Annotated in this window: 10 protein-coding genes and 1 pseudogene; 3 read left to right on the top strand and 8 right to left on the bottom strand. The window is 59.4% G+C overall.

Translation table 11 applies throughout. From position 1 onward, the window contains the following. The first annotated feature begins 9 nt into the window (after positions 1 to 9). Positions 10 to 1,287 carry a ribulose-bisphosphate carboxylase large subunit family protein gene (locus V6F88_RS06690; RefSeq protein ID WP_332608547.1) on the top strand — a complete coding sequence of 426 codons (1,278 nt, stop codon included), beginning with the start codon at positions 10 to 12 and terminating at the stop codon, positions 1,285 to 1,287. Continuing rightward, complete coding sequence (locus tag V6F88_RS06695) at positions 1,284 to 2,948, top strand: four-carbon acid sugar kinase family protein (RefSeq protein ID WP_332608548.1); 1,665 nt, start codon at positions 1,284 to 1,286, stop codon at positions 2,946 to 2,948. Before V6F88_RS06690 ends, V6F88_RS06695 begins: the two co-directional genes overlap by 4 nt. 76 nt (positions 2,949 to 3,024) lie before the next feature. Here the strand turns inward: V6F88_RS06695 and V6F88_RS06700 are convergent. Then, a pseudogene (locus tag V6F88_RS06700) lies at positions 3,025 to 4,929 on the bottom strand (DNA internalization-related competence protein ComEC/Rec2); the annotation flags it as partial. 870 nt (positions 4,930 to 5,799) lie between these two features. Here V6F88_RS06700 and V6F88_RS06705 point away from each other — a divergent pair. Then, positions 5,800 to 6,261, top strand: coding sequence for a hypothetical protein (locus tag V6F88_RS06705; protein ID WP_332608549.1), 462 nt, complete (start codon positions 5,800 to 5,802; stop codon positions 6,259 to 6,261). Between the two features lie 1,137 nt (positions 6,262 to 7,398). Here V6F88_RS06705 and V6F88_RS06710 read toward each other — a convergent pair. From V6F88_RS06710 to V6F88_RS06740, 7 genes are all read right to left on the bottom strand, one after another. Beyond that, complete coding sequence (locus V6F88_RS06710) at positions 7,399 to 8,883, bottom strand: hypothetical protein (RefSeq protein WP_332608550.1); 1,485 nt, start codon at positions 8,881 to 8,883, stop codon at positions 7,399 to 7,401. Between the two features lie 341 nt (positions 8,884 to 9,224). Continuing rightward, complete coding sequence (locus V6F88_RS06715) at positions 9,225 to 10,226, bottom strand: ComEC/Rec2 family competence protein (protein ID WP_332608551.1); 1,002 nt, start codon at positions 10,224 to 10,226, stop codon at positions 9,225 to 9,227. A gap of 63 nt (positions 10,227 to 10,289) precedes the next feature. Continuing rightward, positions 10,290 to 11,072, bottom strand: a complete 783-nt coding sequence (locus tag V6F88_RS06720; protein ID WP_332608552.1) for a hypothetical protein — start codon at positions 11,070 to 11,072, stop codon at positions 10,290 to 10,292. Positions 11,073 to 11,092: 20 nt separating this feature from the next. Continuing rightward, positions 11,093 to 13,243: a ThiF family adenylyltransferase gene (locus tag V6F88_RS06725; RefSeq protein WP_332608553.1), complete on the bottom strand. Its 2,151-nt coding sequence runs from the start codon at positions 13,241 to 13,243 to the stop codon at positions 11,093 to 11,095. Between the two features lie 88 nt (positions 13,244 to 13,331). Beyond that, positions 13,332 to 14,504 carry a hypothetical protein gene (locus V6F88_RS06730; protein WP_332608554.1) on the bottom strand — a complete coding sequence of 391 codons (1,173 nt, stop codon included), beginning with the start codon at positions 14,502 to 14,504 and terminating at the stop codon, positions 13,332 to 13,334. Between the two features lie 505 nt (positions 14,505 to 15,009). Further along, positions 15,010 to 15,351, bottom strand: coding sequence for a hypothetical protein (locus tag V6F88_RS06735; protein ID WP_332608555.1), 342 nt, complete (start codon positions 15,349 to 15,351; stop codon positions 15,010 to 15,012). A gap of 65 nt (positions 15,352 to 15,416) precedes the next feature. Next, positions 15,417 to 15,707, bottom strand: coding sequence for a DUF6471 domain-containing protein (locus V6F88_RS06740; protein WP_332608556.1), 291 nt, complete (start codon positions 15,705 to 15,707; stop codon positions 15,417 to 15,419). Positions 15,708 to 15,719: the final 12 nt, after the last annotated feature.

Here is a 15,719-nt window from a genome sequence, read left to right on the forward strand (position 1 = left end):
CCCAAGCCTATGAATTCCCAGTCCTTTAGCGCGACCTACCTGATCGAAACCCCGATGGACCCCGCACGGGTCGCCGAAGTGATGGCGGGCGAGCAGTCCTGCGGCACCTTCACCCGCGTGCAAGGCGAAACCGACGAGCTGCGCGCCCGGGCCCGCGCGCGCATTGAATCCATCGACCTGCTGGACACCACCGACACGCCCAGCCTGCCCAACGCCTGGCTGGCACGCCAAGCGGGCGGCATGCCGGGCAAGTACCAGCGCGCCCGCGTCCGCATCGCCTTTCCCGTGGCCAACGTAGGCGCCAACTTGCCCACGCTGGCAGCCACCGTCGGTGGCAACCTGTACGACCTGGGCGAAGTCACCGGCCTGCGCCTGGAAAGCATGGAGCTGCCCGCCAACTACCGCGCCCAATTCGACATGCCGCAAGTAGGCATCGCCGGCACGCGCCAATTGACGGGTGTGACAACGGGACCGCTGGTAGGCACCATCATCAAGCCCAACGTGGGCCTGTCGCCCGAGCAGACCGCGCATCTGGTCGCCCAGCTGTGCGCGGCCGGCGTGGACTTCATCAAGGACGACGAGGTGTGCGCCAACCCCGCGCACGCGCCGCTGGCGCAACGCGTCGCCGCCGTCATGGCGGTAGTGCGCGCCCACCGCGAACGCACCGGCCGCCAAGTGATGGTGGCGTTCAACATCAGCGACGAAACCGATGCCATGCGCCGCCACGCCGACCTGATCGAACGCGAGGGCGGCACCTGCGTCATGGCCAGCCTGAACTGGTGCGGCTTTTCCGCCATCCAGACCCTGCGCCGCAGCACGCCGCTGGCCTTGCACGGCCATCGCAACGGCTTCGGCGCCTTGTCACGCGCGCCCTTGCTGGGCATCGGCTTTCAGGCGTATCAAACCCTGTGGCGTCTGGCCGGCGTGGACCATATGCACGTGCACGGCCTGCAAGGCAAGTTCGCGCAGGAAGACAGCGAAGTCGTGGAATCCGCGCGCGACTGCCTGGCCTCGCTCACGCCCGGCATCGACGACCCGGTCATGCCCGCGTTCTCGTCCGGCCAATGGGCCGGCACCGTGCCCGCCACGTGGGCGGCCGTGCGCACCGATGATTTGATGTTCATGTCCGGTGGTGGAATTCTGGCGCACCCGGATGGGCCGGCAGCGGGCGTGCAGAGCATTCGGCAAGCGTGGCAGGCGGTGCGGGATGGACAGGCGTTGGACGACGTTGCGCGGAACGCGCCCGAGTTGAAGCGGGCGTTGGAATTTTTTGGTGGGCGGGCATGACTGCGGGGGTTGTTAGCGCTGGCAGTGGGGCGGGCAGCGCCAAAGATCACGACGGCCCAGGCCATGCCGATGACGCGAGCAGCGCAAATGCCGCAGGCAGGCTGACCGCACCAAGCATCTGCTGGTACGGCGACGATTTCACCGGCGCCACCGACACGCTGGCCGAAGTCGCGCGCGCTGGCCTGCGCGGCTTGCTGTTCCTGGGCGTGCCCACGCCCGAACAACTGCGCCGCGCCGGCCCGCTGGACGCCATCGGCATCGCGGGCGCCGCGCGCGCCATGTCCCCCACCGATATGGAAACGGAACTACGTTCTGTCGGCCGCTTCATGGCCGGCACCGGCGCACGCGTGCTGCATTACAAGTGCTGTTCCACCTTCGACAGCGCCCCGCACGTCGGCAGCATCGGCGTCGCCATCCGCGAACTGCGGCGACACCTGCCGAACCGGCTGGTACCGATTGTGGGCGGGCAACCCAGCATCGGACGCTATTGCAGCTTTGCGCAATTGTTCGCCCGCGCTGGGGCAGCGCCGGAGGTGTATCGCATTGACCGGCATCCGGTGATGAGCCAGCACCCGGTCACGCCGATGCATGAGGCGGACTTACGACGGCATCTGGCCGCGCAAGGGCTGGAGGGGATTCGGTCGGTGCCGCATATTGCGTATCCGCGTTTGCGGGGTGCTGGGGATGCCGGTGCGTCGGGTGCGTCCGGTGCGCCTGGTGCACCTGGTGCGATCGGTGCGATGGGTGCGATGGGTGCGATGGGTGCGACGGGTGCGATGGGTGCGATGGGTGCGACGGGTGCGATGGGTGCGAACGACGTCGCCCAACTGGATGCCTGGATCGACGACCTGATCAACACCAGTGACGGCCCGGTCCTGTTCGACGTGACGGACGACGAGCAACTCGCCGTGATTGGCCGCCTGATCTGGCGCGCGGCGGCAAGTGCGCCATTGTTGGCGGTTGGCCCAAGCAGCGTACAGCAGGCGCTGGCGCGCGCAGCGGCGTTCGAGCGCGACGCAAGCGTGTTTCAGCGTAACCACGGGCTGGCTGGACCCGATGGAACGACGGCAGAGCATCGTGGCAAGATTGCCGGCCGCGATGCCGCTGCCTTTTTACCCAGTGGCGAGGCACCGCTCCCCGCCGCCTCCGGCCCGGTGCTTGTCATGGCCGGCAGCTTGTCACCCGTCACCGCGCGGCAGATTGCCGCCAGCACCCGCTACACGCACCAGCCGCTGAAAGTACAAGCGCTGCTGGAATCACCCACCTACGTGGCAGAGCAAGTCCGCCTGGCGACCGCAGCCTTGGCGCAAGGACACAACGTGCTCGTCCACACCGACCGCCCGGACCAAGCCGTTACCAGCGGCCAGGCCGCCAGTGCCGCCCGCGCCACCGCACAGCTTGCCGCCGCCATCATCACCGCCAGCGCGCAAGCGGGAACCCGGCTTGCACGGGTCGGCATCGCCGGCGGCGACACATCAAGCCAAGCCACGCTGGCGCTGGGTTTGTGGGGTTTGCAGTTCCGATGTGTGTTGGCGCCCGGCGTCACCGTCAGCGTTGCGCGCAGCGACAACTCCGTGGTGGATGGTGTGGAGTTGATGCTTAAGGGCGGACAGATGGGCGGGGACGATTTGTTTGATCGGTTGGTGATGGGTGTGGGGTAGCACAGCGGCGGCTAGACTGGCTGCGGTCCGCGTCTAACCGTCCCCACGCGCTTGCCTATCGCGCCTTAGCCGACAGTCATCGCCCATGCCAGTAGCGCGCACCGTCACCACGCTGCGACCAAACCGACAGACCGTTTGCAGTGGATAGAGCCATCACCGCGCCGTCCCGGTCACTACGCCAGAACACCGCCCCCGCCGCTAGCCAACGCCGCTCCACCGCCGGGGCGGGATGGCGGAAACGGTTTAGATGGCCCGCTTGCGCAATGGCATGAGTGGCTTGCACGGCGCGTACCCAGTCGCGCCCGGATGACGAGGCTGAGCCGTGGTGCGGGGCCAGCACCACATCGGTTTTAGGCACCCCGCGTGCGACGAGTTCGCGTTCCTGCGCCACGCCGATGTCGCCTGTCAGCAATAGGGAATGGCTGGCTCCCTGTACGAACAACACGCAGCTGTCCGCGTTCCGGTCCACCGGTTCGCCGTTGCCGCCGTTGGTGGGATGCAGAAAGGTGAAGCGCACGCCGTCCGTCTCCCAGGAGTCGTCGCGGCGGCAGCGCAACCTACGATCGGGCAGCGTGGACGGCGTGCCGGGCGGCGCTTGGCTCGACGCCGCACCCGACGCCGTCCCACCCACCGTCCCACCCTCCGTCCCAGCCGCCGTCCCTCCCTCCGTCCCACCCTCCGTCCCGCCTACCGTCCCTCCCGCCGCCCCGCCTACCGTCCAGCCCCGCCTCCCACCTACCGTCCCGCCCACCGTCCCGCCCACCGTCCCCACCACCGGCCACACACTGGCATCCCGCCGTACAAACGCCGCCACATCAAATGACGCATAACTACGCCGCACCGGTACCGCCGCCAGCACCGCTCGCGCGCCGCCGACGTGGTCTTGGTCGGCGTGGGACAGCACCAGCACATCCAGCACATCGATACCGCGCGCCTGCATGAACGGCGCCACGACTCGATCGCCCGCGTCGCTGCCGCCGTAATGGCGCGGGCCGGCATCGAACAGCAGGGTCTGCGTTGCCGTTTCGACCAGGATGGCGCTGCCCTGCCCCACGTCCAGGGCCGTCATGCGCCAATGGCCGGGATCGGGCTTGTCCGGCCGCCAGCACAGCAGGGGCAGCATGCAGACCCAGCCAAGGTGTCGCGCTGGCCAGCCGCGCACCTGCAAAGCCCATACCATGCCGGATACCGCGACCAGCAGCCAAGGCCAAGGCGCCGCCGCCACGGCAAAGCTGGCCCAATCAGCATTGCCTACCCACGCCACCGGGGCCATGGTGTAGTCGAACGCCGCCAACCCCACCTGGCCGACCCACGCGGCCACCGCCTGCGCACCGGGCAACACGGACAGCGCCGCGCACAGCAACGCCAAGGGCGTGACGATGAACGTCACCGACGGAATTGCCACGGCATTGGCCAGGGGCGATCCGACGGATACCTGATACACCAGAAACGCCAGCAGCGGCGTCAAGCCCAGTGTGACCAGCAGCTGCAAACGCGTGGCTTGCGCCAACCGGCTTGCCCAACGGCGGCGCCAGCCCGCCTCGGCATCAAACGGCAGCTCGGCAATGCGCAGCAATATCGCCACCGCGCCGAAAGACAGCCAGAACCCCGCCGACAACGGCGCCCACGGGTCCAACGCCACCACGCCCGCCCCAGCGCACGCCAACACCCTGCCCGCCGTGAGCGGCAGCCGCGACATCACCGCCGCCAGCACCACCGACAACATGAAGAACGTGCGCCGGGCCGGCACGCCCCATCCCGCCAGCAGGCAATACAGCAGCGCCACCACTGCCGCCGCCGCGCCGCCGGCCACGCGCGACGGCACGAATTCCGGCAAGCCCGTCCCACGCCATCGCGCCCGCCGCCACCCCGCCGCCACCAGCACGCCCGCGATACCCGCGATAGACGTCACGTGCATGCCACTGATCGATACCAGATGCGTAATGCCGCTGCGGTTGAAGATGCGCCAGTCATCGCGCGCTGGTCACAGACATTAAAGTTCTGCGCCCAGACAAATAGTTCTGCGCTGGGGGTGTTCCGACAAATAGTTCTGCGCTGGAGCCCTCAAATCCGCATTTGAGGCCGAACAATAAAGATCTGCGCTCCTGTAGCAAGTCGATCAGGTTGTTTGCGCTCCTCCAGGCGTGGTCAGCGACCAGGCACAACCTGATGCTGCGTCTTAAGAGCACGGTCAGAGGGGCGAGCCCTGTTTCGAACAAATAGTTCTGCGCCGGATTTGCGCATCGACAATAGAGATCTACGCTGGGCGCTCAAGCGGCCTATTGTCCATCGCTCACTGCCATGGACACGCGGGGCGATGATCACTCAGCGCGTTGTCGAAATTCTCTGAATTAGCGCAGTTCGAGCCACTAACTACATCAATTAGCGCTTAGTCGGTTCGCTTACTCTGTCTGTGCAGTGATTTCGGTACGAGTGCTAGGTGTGCAAAGCTGGCCCCGGCTGGCTCCCGCGACCGTTGTCGCTTGCATTCATTGACTACCCAAGTTGGCGGGTATTTCAGCGCGGTGCTGCCAGCTGAACACAGAAGGAATAGGAACGACCATTGGAATACGCATACGACCCTAGGGTTCGTAAGAACCTCACTGTGGACACCTACAAGATTGAGTACGGCCCAAAGCGGGACGCTCATGGAGAGCTTCGTAATCGCCCACAGCTTCGCTGTCTTATATGCAAAGTGCCGCTTCACACAGTTGGTGAAGATAGTCCCAACGTAGTGCCCACTTGGGGGCACGACCCCAGCCCCGGAACGTTCTGCCCAATAAAATCCGGAGGAAGTGGGAGGTATGAAATTCTCTCCCCTACACACCCGGATCCGACCAAAGGAGCAGCGTTGCGGGCGTCCTTCTTTGCCAACTGGCAAAAACACTGGGGCTACATTCGCGATGTCGCCCCCTACGCCGACATCCACACGCTCATCGGCTTTCTTCGCTCAGCTGACACGACGGAGCTCTGGAATCAGCGCAACCTGGAAGAGTGGCAGCTACCGTACGTCTGCCTGGCAACCTGCGACTTCCCGCCGCCCACTGGTGTCGCAGCGGTGCACCGCCCAGAGTGGCTACGTTTTCGATTCGATGACAGATATCGCACGCTTCGCGATCTGTGGATAGAAAGCGAGCCAGACTTTACTTTTCTACGGCTGACCTACCGCAAGCCCGCGCGCAAGAAGGAACCCGGCCCTACCGAGTTCATCAAAGCCGATTACGTAGACGTAGACCGCCGTTGGCTCGAGGGTGCCTATGCCACACCGCATAAGTATGTCATTGCCGCGATGGACCGCACGTTCCCTTCTTAGCCTGAGACGGGACGCTCTTCCAACTGAATATACGGCGACGCGCGCTTTTGTCGGATGCTCTCAGTCATCCTTAGCACAGCGATCGCTTGGCCCGACGTTCTGACTTGAACGGCAACGCAACTTGAGTCAACGACAGTCAGAAGCACGGGCAGTTCGGCGCCAACCGCCACTGAGACCATTAGATTGGCGTACATCCAAGTCCAGTCGGCTCGATCGTCCTGCCCGGACATTGAAACCAGAGGATAGTCACCGGCGGAGGCATCGATAATCTGGGCCAAGTGGTGTGCAATCGGCGCCAGATCAGCATTTTGTGAGCAGGCTTTCATAGTTGGAATCCTTGAAGAGTAGTTATGTATAGCTACTCCCGCACAAGACCCGCTTCGGTACTTCCGATAGTAATCAAGTCCCATTAGTTTCTGGGCGGCGGCAGATGATCTGCGATGAAGAACAAAGCGTTTATCACCCTGCGCTGCAAATGCTGCGGCCAAACATCACAAACCGATTTCGCCTGAGAGACGCCAGTGGAAGCACGTCTACGATTCGTGGTGACCTGACAACTGCGAAATTCTACTGAGTTGCAATTTCCCTATCGCTGGCATTGGCGATGAGACGCTGGCGTGCACCATGCGGTGCTTAATTTTCGCTATGACCGCGGACTCCTTCACAAGTATTTTATGACGCTGAATTGATGGAAGGTTTCGCGATGAAGTTCACGAACGGAGGGAACATCACTCGGCCATCCTTCGGCGCTGCTTGTCCCCTGCGTCGTGGCGCAAGCGCTCGAAACTCTCTCGGGAAGGTCTACGTAGCCTTACACATAGGGGATGGCCGAACCCGCCCCTGTCCATACAGCGCCACATAGACATTACGTTGATGTCTGCCCGCATGGAGTCTGGAACGGGCCCGGTGAAATGATATGCGATATCGGAGTCGATCGGTGATGCTCCCGTTGCCCCCACCAGTTGAAGAATCCGACACCGGGCTGTTTGCGGCCATTGAGGCACTCCAGAGGCGTGTAGATCTACCGAACAGCCCCTAACTGGGGCTAGCCAGGTAGTGATAAACGAATGCGCACGCACCTTGCGCCATCGGAGATGTACCCCACCTGCGGATCTTCGCTTTACCCATGCGGCTACGTTAGCTTGCAGATGAAACGCGCTCGAGGTACTCCACGCCCAGATCGATAGCGAGCTGTCGACTCTTCAATGGCAACACAGTCTCCACCGCAAGAATGATACGGACCGCAGGCGGGTTCCCTGGATGATCAACTCGAGCTTGGGCTTCTAAGACCGCTGCGTACTTGATAGCTTGGTAAACCCCGCGTTCGTAGTCTATTGGGCCGCCATCGGAGATTCGAGATTTCACCTCGACGCCGATCCAGAGATGCTCCGACTTGAAAACGACATCGATGACATCCCCGGAACGTAGATCATGTTCCGGCTCAACAAACCAATCGGGCCCCGCGCCGAACTGCTCAGGATGAGTTACCACGTACTCCTTCAGCGCCTTGTGTTGTGCTGACTCTCCCCCACCCCAACCGCCGCCCCCGCCTGAACTCGAGTTACCAACACTAGCTTCAATCTCGACAGACGCGACCTCAAGACCAGTCAGCCGTAGTACCTCGAGCCAACGACTTCCAAACTCAAGAATCTTCGAGTACTCATTCGTGACCTTTGCTCGCTTGTCCGCCGCATTGAGCAAGTCGTAACCCATCCACGTTCCCTTGATGCCATGGGATGGCAGGCCTTTGTATTGGCCTTGGGAGAGCACCACAATCGTCGTAAGGAATGGTGGGCTGTCCATCATCCTCACCGCTGCCGCGCTGATCAGTGAAGTGACCCTGCCTAGTACTTTGCCTAGACCACGGGGCCAAGGACGACCGTTTTTGTCGAAGCGACCAATCCTTTGTGCCAACTCCTTATACGTAAGGGGCACAAGTACGTCGTCGCGCTGCCTCAGCACATGCTCAACCAGCACTGGCAAGATCTTACGCGCGGTCTCCTCTATCCAGCCCAGACTTTCAGGCTCGGCGTCTAGATCGTCTTCCTCAAAACCATCTTGTGCCGCTCCCGGCACATCCCCCCGCGGCTCGAGCAACTCGAAGAGATGTCCAGTACTAAGCATGTCTTCCACATCGCTATTTTGGATGTGCTCGCGAAATGCGGAATCGATCTGGAGGCGGTCTTTCAGATCCATTCCGCTTATCCCGTATACAGGATGCAGGAGGTGCACTCTATCCAGCCAGAAATGCTTAATGCCGCGGTCATCACGGCCTGAGGATGGATCTTTTGGCTCAACTTCAAATCCATAGACCGGAATCCTGGCCGCTCGGGCTATCTCCAGATTCCTCTGCGCCTCTTCCCCATGCTTGACGGCCAGCCCCTTCCAACTGCTAACTTTGGCGCCGAGAATCACGAACTGCCGTTCATGTCCCTTCTCTGTGTCGAAAACAGAAACGACTCTATCCACCCAAATTGAGTTCACAAGGCCTGTCTTATCCTCGGTGAAAGCGTTCCACGGAGTATCCAAGCGCGCATGGTCCTTGCTGCGACCATACGTATCCAACCCACACGTGGTCATCCAGAACTTGTGGGGATTGGTCTCAATACGCTCTTTGCTCATGAATTTCTGGCTCCCTGTGTGGGCTCTATTCGGTAGTCGTCCATTCGCCACCATAGCTCGCCAGAAGGAACGCGTATTTCACAATCAACGGACAAAAATACCGCCTCAAGTCAGAAACCGCGTTTGTCGTACGACACCTCTCCATAGCAGAGAGCCGGAACTCTAAAGCAATGCTAGGCCGGAACAAATTTGCGCCGATGGACTTGCCCCGTTGATGTGTGGCCCACACACCTCAGGCGAACGCCAATTCCTAATACCCTTAGGTCGCACAAAGAAAAGTAGCTTCCCCATTGAGCCAGCCACCCGGAGAACTGACAGACCCACGACATAGCCAACCTAGGCTATGAGTAAACGCTCTTGTAGAAGTGGAACCCTTCCTTACTGCAACGCGCGACGTCCCCACCATGATCGCGGGCGAATTCCTCGTTCTCAATGAACACATCGTAATAGCCCTCATGTATCTCCAAAACGATGTTCCCAGCTTGATTGCTGGTGAGTATCTCCAAGTTGCGACGCCTCCACTGATCGTAGTCAATAAATTTGCTCGGGGAGCACCCGAGTACAGTCAGCTTTGGCCGATAAAAGTCGAGGAAGTCGTACGAACGGTCAGAATGACGTCCGTGATGCGGCGCAAGCATGAAGGAGCACTGCCCCTTCGACTTGGCATTGTTGCGTATGACGTGGTCCCAAGAGGCATCGTGCGCATCACCAGGGAAGATCATGCGGTTGCCACCGCTCAGGTATTCGATGACGTATGAGGCTTCATTGACATCGTCGTTTTCATCGGGATCGCACAGCAAGTCCTTGCTGGGAGCCAGTATGTACAGACCATCCCCCGCGCTGCCTTCTTCCTCACTTCTATTTGCGAATGCGAAGCTATCGCCTGCGATTCGCTTCGCTGTCAGAACTCCGGAAGCTCCGTTAGCAATTATCCTCTCGTACACGTCCCAATCTTCTTTCTTGAATCGGAAGAACCCTTCGAAGTCCGGCGCGGCCCTGCGCGCGCCGGAATCCCAAAAATTTAGAATCCCGACCTTTTCTTGAAGAGCGGCCAAGCCGTCCATGTGGTCCATATCAGGATGGCTGAGTATGAACCGGAACAAGCGTCCGATTCCGTACGTTTGGATGTAGTTGATTGGATTCGATGGCCGCTCACACATGCGGTAGTTGCCTAGCCGGGCTACCTCCGTGATCATCGTACTTGCCCGGGCTTCTAGGGCCGCAGCTTGCTGTCGCACTTCCAGATTCCCGCCGCAAACGTCGATTCCTGTAACGCGGCCGGAGTTGTGCTGAATCAGCGTGCAGTCGCCGGGAGAGACGTTGAGGATGTGTACACGGGCCATTTCTTCTTATTCCTCTTAGAATGGACGATAGTCAGTCGCCAGACCTATCAAGCCCCTGATCGATCACGCAGCGTTCGAGGCCGCTTTCTTAGCGCGCTTTGTTGGCAGTCGCGACATCGCCTCGAATAGGCGATCAGCGTATACATCACCTGCCCGTCGAACCGCCCTGGCATTGAAGTGGAAGAGCCACGCCCACAGGAGCGCCGCTGAGATGGCAACGGTCAGCCCGCCGGGAAGGCCTGGATCCGCAAGACGAGCGGGATGCCATGCGTATGGTTCCACTGTCAGCACGCCCGCAGCGATCAGTCCATAGGCAATGCCGGCGATGCTGGTTATGACACCTGGCATCCTCATACCAAGGCAGTTTCGGTGAAACCCATATGAGATGTTCTCTTTCAGTAACAGCGCCTTGTCGTTACGCGTATCCTCCCTCACCTTGACTGCCACTCCTGCGTACATCTGATCGGCCTTTGCAGGCTCAATCGCTTCCTCCTCGGCAGTCGGAATGGGAATACCAAGCTTGGACTCCGCCAGACGGTGATAGCGTTCCTTGGTAATTGAGTCGTAGCGGGTGTCACGATGTCGTAGCGATATGGTCGTGGGAAGCCCTCCCCAACGCTTGACAAGCTTCTCTTCGACGTCCTTGCCTCGCATACGAGCGACACTGGCCAGCGTATAGATGGCGCCGCAACCGCCCAGCACACCAAGCACGGCAGTAAGTATCGCGTGTCGAGGCCCATAGACACTGACAAGTGGAACAAGAATAGGAAGAACCACTAAAAGGCCAGGCATCACACGTGCTTTGCGCTCGTATGGATCCTTGACCAGATCAATCATCCCCATCATTTGGCTCTCATATCGAAATTTCAGTGCTGAATCTGCATCTGCAAAATTGAGTAGTCACCATCGCCCACAATCAGTTGGAGCACGGGCAAGCCGTCTTCGGCCATGCTTTGTGCCAAGATCGTGATCTGATTGATGTCGGTGTGGCTTGGTCTTGCACTATGGCCTTTGGGATGGCTATGCCACTCGCCAACGTAGACAACTACACCTGCGGTACGCTTGGCAGCGTCCTCGACAGCTTCGAGGCAGGCGACTGAGCCTCTAATAAAGCTGTTTGGGGTCGAGATGCTGTCTGGAGGGGCAGGAAGGGCCTGGACGATCACGATCATGTTTTGATTGAAGTCGTGATAGCCCAGGAGAATGCCGCCAGTCTCATTTGGCAAACATGCAGTTCGCATTGCTCGCAATTGCACTATCAGTTGAGCGTCGATGCTTACTTGGTACGAGCCGATGCGCTTGATTTCTTCTGCGCCCGTGGCGATCTCATGCACCGTCATCTCTCCGGCGGGGTGTCTCTGCCAGATCAAGATCCTGGGGGCAGGATTTTGAAGGCAGGCCGGAATCTGCTCAGCCAAGTTCGCAGCGTGGAGAGACACCTTGGCGTACGACAAAACCAGTGATATATCGCGGCAGCTCGCACCACTCCACAGCTTACGAGGGACATTTCCGTACAGGCTTGAACCCCACTCTTCTGCCAGCAGAGCTCTGTAATACTGGCTTTCCAGGGATCGCAGCCGTAGGGCGCGATCAGCGCTCTCCACCAACAGCACAGACGCCGCTCCGTCCGGAGTGACGAACGCCGAGGCGAGTCGAGGCAAGCCGTCAATAAAGCTGGAAGATCTTGGGAAATCGAGATCCGTGGATACGTCGATGACAACCTCGGACTCACCGAAGAGCCCCTTCGCCCGGTCGGCCGTCAGCGGATTTATGTCTTCCACAATGGGCGTCACTTGCGCGCCATGGGGTACCGCACCGTTTAGCAAACTAGCAACGACATCGGCCTTCGGGATACCGCAGTTCACGTCATACGCGATGTGGCGTGCAAGATTGTGGGGACGAATGTGATCGTTATCGATCACGGTCCACTCTCCCCAGCCCTGCCTGGACCAGAGATGCAGGATCGCACTGCCCAGGGAGCCCGCACCAACTATCGTCCCTTTGGGGCCTTCATCAGCAATGCCAGAGAAATCGCGCAAAGTATCGCGTGACGGACTACGCAAGACCTCAAACGGGAAGATATGGTGCGCTCGCCACTTTTGCTCCAATGCGGGATCCGGCTCCACGCCCGTAGCTCTGTATAACGACCCATTGAGCTCAATGCAAGCGCCTAGTTGCAGCGCAAGATCAAACACATCGACGTCAAGCATATATGCCCGTAAGTCGCAAGCGGACGGTTGCTCGCCCTCTGCTCGAAGTATGGGAGTCGTCAGTAGCAACGAAGCTAAGCGTCGCTGCTTAGGCCTACGCATTCCCTTACCCTCTGGTACGAGTTCACTTAGTGCATGTCGCAGAGGGGTAACTAGGTCCGCGGCTCTAGCTTGCATAAGATCCGCAAGCATTCCAAGCGAAGCCGGAGTTAACTCAACGATGCCGTGAACGATCGGAGGCAACGTGATGGCTAGGTTGAATAAGCTAGCTGCGGCATCGGCGCTGGCAGGCACCAAAGCAAAGGTCTGAGCCCCATCTTTGCGCTCGGCTAGCTTATGCAGCGAGTATCTGCCACGCGCTTCTTCGGGCGTCGCAGGGAAGTCCGGAGATACGATGAGCTCGAACTTCGTGACAAAGAAGAGTTGCTCCACCGGCTGATCAGCAGGATGAAGCGACTCCCGCGCACTCTGGTTCAGCCACCACTCTATCCGTCGAAGGAAGTTCTGGGGAGTCCAGGAGCGACGGACCGCCCTTTCATCTTCGTTGTATAGGCAAAGGCTCCCCGGCTCACCCGGCAACGTCTGATTCATGTGCATCAGGGCAGGGAAATCCTTTCTGAGCACACGAACATCCAGGCGTGCATCGGGCTGCTCCGGCTCAATGATCGCCAAGCGCTCTACATAACGAATGCCCGGCACATTGCGATTGGGAACGTCATCGCATCGAATATCAACGACTAGACACTCGTGTCGCTCGGTCGCCCCCGCTGGACTTGCCATCACCTTCAGTAAAGTGACGTTGGACACAGCTCGGACAACCGGGAGGAGTTTGGCCAATCGCGGCAAACTAATCCCTGACGGGTCTACATCCTGTAGAGCGCTTAATTCGTAAAAATCAGCCACGAGTGCGTCCAGCCCTGGGCGCCGTCGAGGCGATGATGGCAGGTGCCCCAAGGGTCGCAGCTCTGAGCATCGCCACGCCCTGCTTAGTTACTTCGAAAGAGATCGGCTGGGGCTTGGATGCGTTAGGCTCTTCCATGGTCACCAAGAAGCGCCTACCGCCTACCTCGTCCAAGTACCGCTGATACGCTTTACGCGCCTGAATGTGCGGAGGCTGTTTCTCCGAATACATGGAACGCTCATCGGGAACTGGTTTGCTGCAACTGACGATATAAGCACCGGCATTGCCAAGCTTCAGGAGATCCTCCACCAGCGGCTTCGGCGTGGTTTCCTTCTCCCCTTTCTCATCGCTCAGCGACTTGTAGCTGCAATGATGAGGGATATTAAACAGATCCCACCGCAGCCGGTCTTCGTTGCCGTGGTAGCGCGTGATCCGCACTATCTTCTCAAGGTCTTCCCAATCCGCATCGCCCACCTCGAGGTAATCCACCCGGCTTCCGTGTCCGACGTCAAATCGCACATTGAACACAAGGGCAGCGCTATTACGGATGATGTCTTTGGTATCGCAGTGCTCGATGAACGGTGAGTGACAGAAAAACTCGACCTGGTCATTGGACAGCGAAAAGCCCGGAACGATCGTCCCGGCGTCCACAAACAGATGGTCTCGAGCGCTAGGAGCTTCACCGCGGGCCTCCAACAGGGGCTCGAGCCAGTCCATCAACTCTTGCGGCTGCGAAAACACCAAAATGCCCTCCCCTTCCAAGAGGCGATGGCGCGCTTCCTGGCGAAGCAAGACGAACTCTTCACTTTGGTGATCATTGTCAGCTTTCTCCAACAACATTGCCGCTGGCACCCAAAGCTGCTTTATCTTGATGCGCCCTTCACCGTGATACTTCTTTGCATGCTCCAACCAAAAAAACTCGGTGCTGCCTTGTATGTGGTCCCTATCCGCATGGGTAAAGGCAACCACATCAAAATAGTCGAGCTCAGCCTGCGCCAACTCATCCTTAAGCACCGCCTTCAGATTAATTTCTGGCCGATCAGGATCTTCAGCGCACTCACCTCGGTGACAGAAATCAAACAAGATGCGACGTTGGTTCTCAAGAACAATTTGAGATGTATCCCCGTTACCAACAGGATAAAACTTTACAACATGCTTGTAAGTCATGACTGTGTGCGTCTGCCGTGAAGAACATTCAACCACTATATGTAGCGTGTAAGCCCAAGTCAACCACTAAATATAGATTTTCAGATAATTTCCGAAACTATCATATGAGCGTAATTAGTTACTGATTAAGTCAGCCATGATCGTGATATTTCGAAGTATCTTCTGACCACTATCAAACCAGTAGCTTTGGATTTCATAAATGAAAAGATCCATTAAATGGATAATCCGAGGCTACGATGATCTGTCCTCTTCGATTGCGAGACAGGCTGCTGGAGTGACGTAAACGGGATCGCTCACACTGAAACGGCGACGGATTGCGCCGGCCGTCTGCACGCGCTTAGGCAGCCGATGCCTCTCCACAGTGATTGTTTGGCACCCGTGTGTGCCGGATCCCCGCGAGTTTTGCGGTGGCTATACCTCTTGAGCGAATGGGAGCCACGAGCAAGAACAATGCGAACAAGATTTCCCAGGAAGCGCACGAGCGCGCGTCTCGCCTCACGCAAGGTCATCGCAGCGAGTACCCGTCGCTATGGTTGGCAGTCGAGTTCATCACGGGTAAGAGCGGCGGCTCGGCGCAAACGCTGCTGACCGGGTCGAGCGGCATGAAGTCGACAGCGCGCAGCGCGAAGCCACGGCACACAAACGCGAACGGATCCGAAGCTAGGGCGGGGAACCGCAAACTTCGCCATGCGACGACGTCCTGCGCCCGGCCAACGCCTTTCGCGCAGGCGGCCTGGCAAAGCCCAGGGTTGATCGGTTCGGGTTTCACATGCGCTACATAAGCGCACGCATGGGCGTGGTCGAGCTTATCTTCTTCTTGTGTCGGTCTGCCCGTGGTGGTCGTCATACATTGTCGTACGCGCACCAGCACAGAAGGCTCGTCTAGGGTCAACGCGAAATGGGGTCAGCAGCCTAACTATCCATCTGCGGGCCCGACACCTCCGGCTCCAACGATTGATTGCCGCTGTTTGTCTGGAGGGGCGCATAAATCTCGCTGAGCTCCACGCTGCGGACATTTAGCGCGCGCATGCATTTCAGGAAAAACTCAAATGAGAATCTCCCGCGCGCAACCTTGTTGGACAGGTTCATATGAGTCTCATCGACGCCCAGGGCCTCCAAACGACGAGAGAGTTCTTTGTAACTGACGCCAGCCCTGGCGAGTTCGATCCGCAGGATACGACGCGCACGATCCTCCCAGTCCATTTTTACCCGGGC

This window comes from Achromobacter sp. ESBL13 (genome assembly GCF_036668755.1).
Classification (GTDB): Bacteria; Pseudomonadota; Gammaproteobacteria; order Burkholderiales; family Burkholderiaceae_B; genus Achromobacter.